Below are 8,960 nucleotides of genomic sequence, written 5' to 3'. Positions count from 1 at the left end.
GGTGTGGGGTGCGCCTCTTACCGCGAATTGAAAAAGAAAGTATAGAGTGAAAAGGGAGCATATGAATGCAAAACAAGACATCCATGAGCCAAACTGAACAAATCCTCTCGCAGTTGCCTGGGGATGTCCTGGGACGCCTGCGAAATGCTGACCAATCCTGGAAAGCCTTGCAGGAAGGCACTACGCCAGTTCCCCTAGTTGTCAAAGAAACCCAAGAACTGTTAGGAAGTGTAGATTGGGATATCGTGATCTGTGGCGGCACTTTAGGAATTTTATTGGGTGCTGCCTTACAACGTCAGGGTTGGCGAGTAGCATTAATTGAGCGGGGTATTTTGCGGGGTAGAGAGCAAGAGTGGAATATCTCCCGCAAAGAGCTAGAGGTATTTTTGGAACTAGAGCTGCTAACGGCAGCCGAACTCAAACAAGCGATCGCTACTGAATATAACCCCGGTCGCGTCAGCTTTTTTGGGGGTTCTGATATCTGGGTGCGGGACGTACTTAATATTGGCGTTGACCCCGTTTTTCTCCTTGATACCCTAAAGTCTAAATTTTTAGATGCCGGAGGTCAGCTTTTTGAAAACACCGCCTTTGAGGGAGCCGCAGTTCATCCTAATGGTGTCCGTATAGATGCAGCAGGGGGTTTAACAACCCGCTTGCTCATTGATGCTATGGGACACTTTTCCCCAATTGTCAAGCAGGCACGGCAGGGGGAACCACCAGAAGGGGTTTGTTTAGTGGTTGGCAGTTGCGCTGGCGGTTTTCCAAACAATGATACAGGGGATTTAATTGTTTCTTTCACACCAATTCAGACTCAATGTCAATACTTCTGGGAGGCATTTCCTGCTAGGGATGGCAGAACGACTTATTTGTTTACCTATCTTGATGCCCATCCCCAACGCCCTAGCCTAGAGTTTTTTGTTGAAGAATACCTGCGCCTTTTACCGGAATATCAAGATGTCGAATTATCCCAAATTGATTTTAAACGAGTCCTATTTGGCTTCTTTCCTTCTTATAAAAACAGTCCAATTCGGATGCCTTGGAACCGAATTTTACCCGTAGGCGATAGTAGTGGCGGTCAATCTCCGGTTAGCTTTGGCGGGTTTGGCTCAATGGTACGGCATCTCAATCGCCTCACCCAGGGCATTGATGACGCCCTCAAATGCGACGCCCTCAGCCAAAATGCTTTAGCCCAACTACAACCCTATCAGCCTAACATTGCCGTCACTTGGATGTTCCAACGCGCCATGAGTGTGGGTATCAACCAACAACTGGCTCCCAATCAAATTAACGAACTCCTAACGGGGGTTTTTCAGGCAATGGCACAATTGGGAGACGACGTACTCTGCCCCTTTTTACAAGATATTGTGCAGTTTTCCGGCTTATCAAAAACACTTTTGTTAACCTCCCTGACTAAACCCGGACTTGTGATACCCGTGATTCCTCAGGTAGGGCTGACGACGCTGTTAGATTGGATGGTGCATTACATTAATCTGGGTATTTACAGTGGCTTGTATCCTGTAGCACAGTTGATAAAGGAACCGTTGAAAACATTCCCACCCAAAACTCAATACTACTATCACCGTTGGTTAAATGCCTGGTGCTATGGTTCTGGGAACGACTACTAAGGAGTTATTGCTCCGTTGTCATTGGTAATCGTTCATGCTTCATCACAACCAACAACTAACACCAACTATGAAAAACAAGGGATAAGCCAACGACAAAGGGCAATGGCAGGGTAGGACAAGTGACAATCTATCTATGAAAGTACTAAAGCGCCTAATTCCGGCGCGGCGCAGGCTGAGCATTACCACAAAGTTTGCCTTGGCATTTATTGCCTTACTGTTGTTAATTGGTGTTGTGGCGCTGACAGGCTTTATTTCCCTTCGGCAAATGCAACGTGAAACAAAAGCAGTGATGGTGACTAGCATTGAGGTGCAACGGCAGGGGTTTCGTATGGATGCAGCATTAAGGAACGCTCGTCGATTAGAAACCGATTTTTTTTTGCAATGGCCCAGTATTAGTTTTTCTAGTGCTAAACTCAATGAGTTTCGGGCGGGACACCGCCGAGAGATTGAACAAGTTCTGGCTATTAGCAGCGAATTACAAGAGTTGCTGGCAAAAACGAGGGGAGGACTTCTCCAGCGTCGGAGTAACCCAGATTTAGTCGAATATGTGGAAATTGTCGAGCAGTATTCCCGTAGTTTTCAAGAAACCGTTGGCTGGGTGAGCAATTTGGGTATGGCGGATGTTGGGGTGCTAGAGCAGCTCGAACAAAATTCAGCGATGTTAAACAATAGGCTACAGCTCGCTGACGATCTGGATTTAATCGCGTTGTTTCGAGAAATGCAGTCCTTTGAGAAGGAATACCTGTCAATCCGGCAGCCTGCCAAAATAGAGTTAATGTACAAAGCCGCACAGCAACTGCGCGATCGCATCACAACCAGTTCCAAGTTAGATCCGGTAGAGCGATCGCAGGCGTTACGGTATCTTGATGCCTACGTGTCAGTTGCTAAGGATATTGTCGAACTGGATCGAGAAATTCAAGAAAAAATCCGTGACTTTGACAAGCAGGCAGAAGCGCTTTCTAACAAACTAGTTGATCTGGCAAATGCCGAAGCTCGACGGGCTAACTCAACGATAGACATTACTAGCCATACCGCAACAGTACTGCTCGTTGTATCCGTTTCAGTGGCACTGGCGGCGGCGGTAATCATTGCCCGACAGTTTGCCTCTGCCTTGAGTACCTCAGCAATCGAACAGGCAAAATCAGAGCGCCTACTTTTGAATATTTTACCTGAGCCTATTGCCCAGCGCCTGAAACGGGAAGAACGCACTATTGCCGACTATTTCCCAGAAGTGACGGTTTTGTTTGCTGATATTGTCGGTTTTACTGAGCTAGCCGCTCAAAGCTCCCCAATCGAACTGGTTGAAATCTTAAACGTTATTTTCTCAGAGTTTGACGAGTTGACTGCCAAACACAGCTTGGAAAAAATCAAGACAATTGGCGATTCTTATATGGTGGTGGGAGGTTTGCCCGTAGAGATGCCCAACCACGCCGAAGCGATCGCAGATATGGCGTTGGATATGCAAGCCGTCATTGAGCAATATTGCCAAGAGACGGGGAAATTCTTCAGCATCCGCATTGGTATTAATACGGGTCCTGTGATTGCCGGTATCATTGGCACGAGAAAGTTTATCTACGATCTATGGGGCGATACAGTCAATATTGCCAGTCGCATGGAATCCCACGGTTTGCCGGGTAGTGTTCAGGTGACAGAAGTCACCTACAAGCACTTAAGACAGTACTACTGGTTTGAAGATCGCGGACTCATTCAGGTAAAAGGCAAGGGACAAATGAATTGCTACCTCCTCAAGGGCAAGAGGATGGGGTGGGAGCATAGGGGATTAAAGGGGAGTAGGGAGTAGGGAGTAGGGAGTGGGGAATTCCCAGAAGTAAATTATCCCTCAATCAACTGCCAAAACTGATCGTCTTCCGCGATCGCATCAAAATCACGGTCAGTTCTGGCATCGGTTCGATACCTCGGATTCAGGGCGATCGCTTGCTCCAGATTTTCAATCCCTAACTCGACCCGACCCTGCAAGGCATAACAGGTTGCCTTATTATAATAAGCTTGGGCATAGTTGGGTTGAATCAAAAGAGCGCTATCGAAACTTTTAATTGCTTCTTGATCGCGTTCTAGCTTCACTAACATTGAACCCCTGTAGTTCCATGCTTTAAAAGAATCGGGGTTGATTTCAATTGCTTTGTCAAGAGATGCCACAGCCTCTTCATACCGTTCCAACACCCCTAAAGCCATACCCCGATTCAACCAGGCGACACCATCATCGGGCTGAACTTGAACAGCTTGGTCAAAAGACGCGAATGCTTCATCATGTTGCTGCAACGTTCCCAGCGCTACCCCTCGATTGACCCAAGCTTCGTGATAATCAGGCTTAAGTTCAATCGCTCTATCAAAGGAAGCGATCGCATCGTCATGGCGTCTCAACCGTCCCAGAGCCATCCCTCGATGCAGCCAAGCTTTTTGGTCGTCTGAGCGGACTTGAACCACTTTATTAAATGCAACCAGTGCTCCTTCATACCGTTGCAATTCCTGTAGGGCAAGACCTCGATGATACCAGGTGTCAAGGTCATCAGGTTTGAATTCAAGTACTTTGTCAAACGAGGCGATCGCTTCCTCGTACTGTTTCAATTCCCACAGAGCCAGACCCCGTTGATACCAAATATCAGGGTTATTGGGTTGCAAGTCAAGGGCTTGGTCATAACTAGTGATCGCGTTTTCATACTGCCCTTGTGAGAATAAAGCATTTCCCTGATCAACAAACTCAATCGGACTCAAGAATAACTTAGGATTATTAGATCTTAGGCGTTCGATTTGTTCGGTGATGTCTTGAATTTGCGATCGCAATTCTGGAACGACAACCTCTGCGATCGATGTTGCTGACATATCCGCCAGTTGCCGTAGAATCTGCTCTTTCCGCGTTTGAGCATCCGAGTGCAGATCGGCAAGTCTTTGATTAATTGTGGTTTCCAAGGTTTGCAGATTTTCAAAGGTTTGAACTTGTCGCCCTTGAATTTCCGATTGCACAGTAGAGAGTCGAGTCGTCGTCTCAGTCTCCAGTTGTTCCAAATTCTCAAAGGTTTGAGCTTGTCGCCCTTGAATTTCTGACTGCAATTGGGACAGTTGAGTTCTTACCTCAGTCTCTAATTGTTCCAAACTCTGACGGGTTCGCTCGTTTGTTTCCTGAATACTGGACTGCGAGTTTGACATCTGACCAGCATACTCCGTCTCCAAATTTTTCAAATTCTGGAGAACCTGGTTCATTTGTCCTTGAATCTGCGACTGCGATTGAGACAGTTGAGCCGCTATCTCGTTTCCTAATTCCTCCAGATTCTGAAGGGCTAAATCTTTCTGCTGTTGAGCTTTTTGTTCGGCATCCGCCTGAATAGTTGAAAGTTGAGGAGTAAACTCAGTGCTTAGTTTTTCTAAATTCTGAAGAATTAAGTCACGTTGCTGTTGGGCATTAATTTGGAGTTGAGACAGTTGAGTAACAAACTCGGTTTCTGTCTGTTTCAAATTCTGGAGAGCAGCATCTTTCTGCCCTTGGACATCCGCCTGAAGTGCTGAAAGCTGAGGAGGAAATTCGGTACTTAGTTTTTCTAGATTTTGAAGAATTGAATCCCGTTGCTGTTGGGCATTAATTTGGAGTTGAGACAGTTGAGTAGAAAACTCAGTTTCTGTCTGTTTCAAGCTCTGAATAATGCTATCTTTTTGCCCTCGAACCTCAGTCTGGAGCTCAGATAGCTGCGGCGTAAATTCTGATGCCAGTTTTTCCAGATTCTGGACAATTGAATCTCGCTGCTGTTGAGCATTGGCTTGAAACTGTGAAACTCTTGCGACAAAGTCCGTTTCTGTCTGTTTCAAGTTCTGGAGAACCTTATCTTTCTGCCCTTGGACATCCGATTGAATGCCAGAAAATTGAGAGGGAAATTCAGCCCTTAAATGCTCTAAATTTTCAAAAATTGCGTCTCGATGCGTTTGTACATTGGCTTGCAATTCAGAAAGTTCAGTCGCAAACTCAATTTGGGATTGTTTTAAGTTTTCAAATACAGCATCTTTCTGCCCTTGAGCATCTGTCTGGAGTGCAGAAAGGTGAGGGGCAAACTCAGCACTTATGTTTTCTAAATTTTGCAAAATTAAATTCTGCTGTTGCTGGGCATTCCTTTGGAGTTGAGAGAGCCTAGCTTCAAAGTCATTTTCTAAGTTTTCTAGGGATTTTTTAGCATTCTTGAGTTGCGCCTCCAGTTCGCTTAATGCCTGTTGTTTTGATTGAGACAGTTCAGCAAGCAGGTTTGAGGAGTTAGTTCGGTTAGCTCTTAAATCTTGGTGAAAATCGCCCACCTCATGATTAAGTTCATCTCTAAGACCTTCAGTTTCTTGCAGGAAACTTTGCACCTGTTGATTGGCACTGGCAATTTTCCCTTCCAAGTCTCCCAGTTCGTTGAGGTGAGTTCTCACGATTTCTGTAACCTCTCGAATCACAGAGCGGCGCAGTACAAACAAAGCAACAATTGCTGCGGCTAAAAGTAGCGCTAAGGTCGCTAGCATGACATTAAACAGGGTCGTGCTCCGACTGAAAGCGCGATTGGCTTGAGCCTGAACCTGTTCTTGAAGCTCTTGTTCTTGTCGCAACTGCTCTAGCTCTTGCCGTTCCCGTTCTGAAATGGCTGGTGTTGGGTCAGTGGGTTGGGCATTGGCAATGCCGACAGACAACAGGAAAATGGATAAGATAACATTGCCTCGTAACATTAATCTGAAGATATCTAGAGCCTTCTTCATTGCAACTCCCTTTGCCTGTCGGTCAGGTTTGGCGATCGCTTCCTAAAATTACCGTAAAATTCAGGAGCTTGAACTCAAACCCGCCAAAATTCTCTTTCCTAGGGTAGCAGGTGGTGGATGAGTCACGGATTATTCTCGAAGTTCAAGCCCCAAAAATCAAAAATTGACAGACTCAGCGCCTAACTTAAGGGTAGCTGATGGTGATCCAAAACTCGATCATTTACAGTCGCGGCAGAATTTCTGGGATGAGATGACCTGGAACTTTTGAGAGGGCGAGGTTCTGCCCAACGATGCCCCTTTTGCGGAAGAAAGCGCGAATCGTTTTGATGATATGGCTCACAGCAGTTTGGTAGGCATCGGATTGCCCGGTAATGCTAGTGCAAGCTTTTACGTGCTGTTCTAAAGCGGCTTCTAGGTGAGCGGATTTGGCAGCCTCATCGAGGGCAAATTCTGGCTCGGTTGCCAACTGATAATGGGCTAATCCCAAATTATTGCGAGTGGCAACAACATCGAAGGTTACAGGTATAGGTGGGGCATTGTCTGCCAGTTGCTGGGTAAGCGCGATCGCTTTTTTGTAAGCAATAATACACTGCTGCAAGTATTCTTTCCGCCGCTCGGAGTCTTCCTGAAATCGGTCAGCTAGGTGCCAGTAGGCAGTTCCCAGGTTATTTTCAGTCGCTGCGCAGGCAGCAGGGACAACCTCAGGTGTCCGGTAATTTAGGGCATCTTTATAGGCAAGAACTGCCAACTCTAACCAGATTTCCGGTTGTTCGTATTGGGCAAGATTCCAATAAGCTGTCCCCAGATTATTTTGAATCATCGCCCAATTCATCGGCTCAGATTTACTGTTGTAGTAACAGAGCGCTTCGGCATAGGCACCAATAGCAGCTTGTAAGTTCTCAATCGGGGTTTGATGCTGGGCAAGATGCCAGTAAGCTGTTCCCAAGTTGTTTTGGGTGGAAGCATATTTAAAGGGTTCGCTGTCCGCATGACGGTAGCGTAGGGCTTCCTCATAGGCACGAATTGATAGCTCCAAGCTGTCTGCTGGGTCTTTGTAACGAGCTAAATCCCCGTAAGCTGCTCCTAAGTTATTTTGAACCATTGCATAGGTTTGAGGGGCATCTTCGGCAATCAACTTGGTCAAGGCAAGTTGATAGGCTTGAATGGCTTGTTCAAGATAGGAGAGCCGATGCTCGGCAGGACTAGGGCAGCGAGATAGCATCCAGTAGAGATTGCCCAAATCGTTCAGGATATCTGCGATTTGGGGCGAGGCATTATCGATCCATTGCAGTGCTTGCTCGTAAGATTGAATGGCGATCGCTATATTTTCTTCAGAAGCGTCTCCCTGTTCAATAGCGTGGCGGTAGTGATTACCCAGTTGTAGGTAAGCATCGGCTGGTGATGTAGTTTCAGAAGATGTTTCTGAGGAAAGTTCCGGTGATGCCTCTGAAGATGTTTCTGAGGAAAGTTCCGGTGATGCCTCTGAAGATGTTTCTGAGGAAAGTTCCGGTGATGCCTCTGATTCTGATGACGAAGTGACAGGAAATTCTAAAGATGGGCTTAAATTGCTTTGCTCTCCCTGTTTCTTTGTCCCTCCATCTTCGTCTTCTATAGAGCTGGGAATACTCTTGCCATCTTGATCGGCGATGGGGGAAGATTCACGAGCGGTTGGAGCCGTTGGTGTTTCTCTATCAGCAATTAGAGGTGCTGAATTCTCGTTAGGCGGTTGGTATTTCCGAATAATCTCATTCAGAAACGCCGATTCATCTGTCTCTACTAAGTCCTGACTTAGCAGAGTTCGTAAATCTTCTTTAAACGAACCTGTTGTTTCTGCTATTTTTTCTAATACTGAATCGTTCTCTTCTTGAGGCTCAGACTTCAATTCAGGGAGCTGGGGGGCAAATATTGGTGAACTGGGGGAACCTTCCGGTTTCGATGCACCAACAGGCGGTAGTGGGGTGGGTTCGCCTTCAAACTCGAAGATACCCGTATGCCACTGCCAAAATTCTGGTACGGATTGGGCAATGGTATGAAACCAAGGTCGTGGCAACCAAAGTAATAGAGTTGTTTCTAGGCGCGGCAGATGGCGCTCCATCGTTTGCAAGCGCCGGAGAAACAATCGCTGCACTGATGGGGGCTGTCGTGTTAAGCGTTCTATCCCTAAAATTTGAAATCCGACAGTAGAATTAGGACTTCGGGATTGTTGGTTATTAGCCCACCACTGAGTCAGTTGAGCCAGAAGATTAGGTTCGTTGACATTGATATTGAGGCTGACTAATTTAAAATAGTCTGTAGCTGAGGTTGCACCTAACTCCCCTTGCAACTTGCCTGCCAGACGATTGCGCAAGCTTAGGTCATCGCACACCGCCACAAAAATTTGACGACGCAAACCTAGACTCAGTGCTAGTTTCAAGCGTTGATAGGTTTGTCGATTCCAGCTTGAAACTTTATGGGGGACAATATCCGTTACGGTCATGCTGGTAGCTCAAAGGACACGAGCGCTTTTAGTAATAGGATAGGTTTCTATAAAACTCTTCTTACTTTTGTTGCCCAAGTCAGGATTTGTAATCAATTAGTCCTGTCAATGGGGGAGGGTGGGGA

4 protein-coding genes are annotated in these 8,960 nt (G+C 46.4%); 2 read left to right on the top strand and 2 right to left on the bottom strand.

Features of this window, described 5'->3' with window-relative positions; all coding sequences use genetic code 11:
- Window positions 1–83 precede the first annotated feature (83 nt).
- Together IQ257_RS27830 and IQ257_RS30450 are read left to right on the top strand one after the other, a co-directional pair.
- Window positions 84–1,625, top strand: coding sequence for an FAD-dependent oxidoreductase (locus IQ257_RS27830; RefSeq protein WP_193882019.1), 1,542 nt, complete (start codon window positions 84–86; stop codon window positions 1,623–1,625).
- A 133-nt stretch (window positions 1,626–1,758) separates the two neighbouring features.
- Window positions 1,759–3,426: an adenylate/guanylate cyclase domain-containing protein gene (locus IQ257_RS30450; protein WP_228061097.1), complete on the top strand. Its 1,668-nt coding sequence runs from the start codon at window positions 1,759–1,761 to the stop codon at window positions 3,424–3,426.
- A gap of 32 nt (window positions 3,427–3,458) precedes the next feature.
- Here IQ257_RS30450 and IQ257_RS27820 read toward each other — a convergent pair whose 3' ends face one another.
- Together IQ257_RS27820 and IQ257_RS27815 are read right to left on the bottom strand one after the other, a co-directional pair.
- A complete protein-coding gene (locus IQ257_RS27820) occupies window positions 3,459–6,359 on the bottom strand; it encodes a tetratricopeptide repeat protein (RefSeq protein WP_193882112.1) in 2,901 nt (966 codons plus the stop codon).
- Window positions 6,360–6,579: 220 nt separating this feature from the next.
- On the bottom strand, window positions 6,580–8,835 hold the full coding sequence (locus IQ257_RS27815) for a tetratricopeptide repeat protein (RefSeq protein WP_193882114.1): 2,256 nt from the start codon (window positions 8,833–8,835) through the stop codon (window positions 6,580–6,582).
- Window positions 8,836–8,960 lie beyond the last annotated feature (125 nt).

The organism is Coleofasciculus sp. LEGE 07092, from assembly GCF_015207375.1.
Taxonomy (GTDB): Bacteria; Cyanobacteriota; Cyanobacteriia; order Cyanobacteriales; family Coleofasciculaceae; genus LEGE-07092.
The sequence above is the reverse complement of the archived record's forward strand: the minus strand, read 5'-3'. Positions and strand labels throughout refer to the sequence as shown.

Coding starts and splice junctions, on each gene's coding strand:
- IQ257_RS27830 (WP_193882019.1), top strand. CDS start 84: ATGAGCCAAACTGAACAAATCCTCTCGCAGTTGCCTGGGGATGTCCTG.
- IQ257_RS30450 (WP_228061097.1), top strand. CDS start 1,759: ATGAAAGTACTAAAGCGCCTAATTCCGGCGCGGCGCAGGCTGAGCATT.
- IQ257_RS27820 (WP_193882112.1), bottom strand. CDS start 6,359: ATGAAGAAGGCTCTAGATATCTTCAGATTAATGTTACGAGGCAATGTT.
- IQ257_RS27815 (WP_193882114.1), bottom strand. CDS start 8,835: ATGACCGTAACGGATATTGTCCCCCATAAAGTTTCAAGCTGGAATCGA.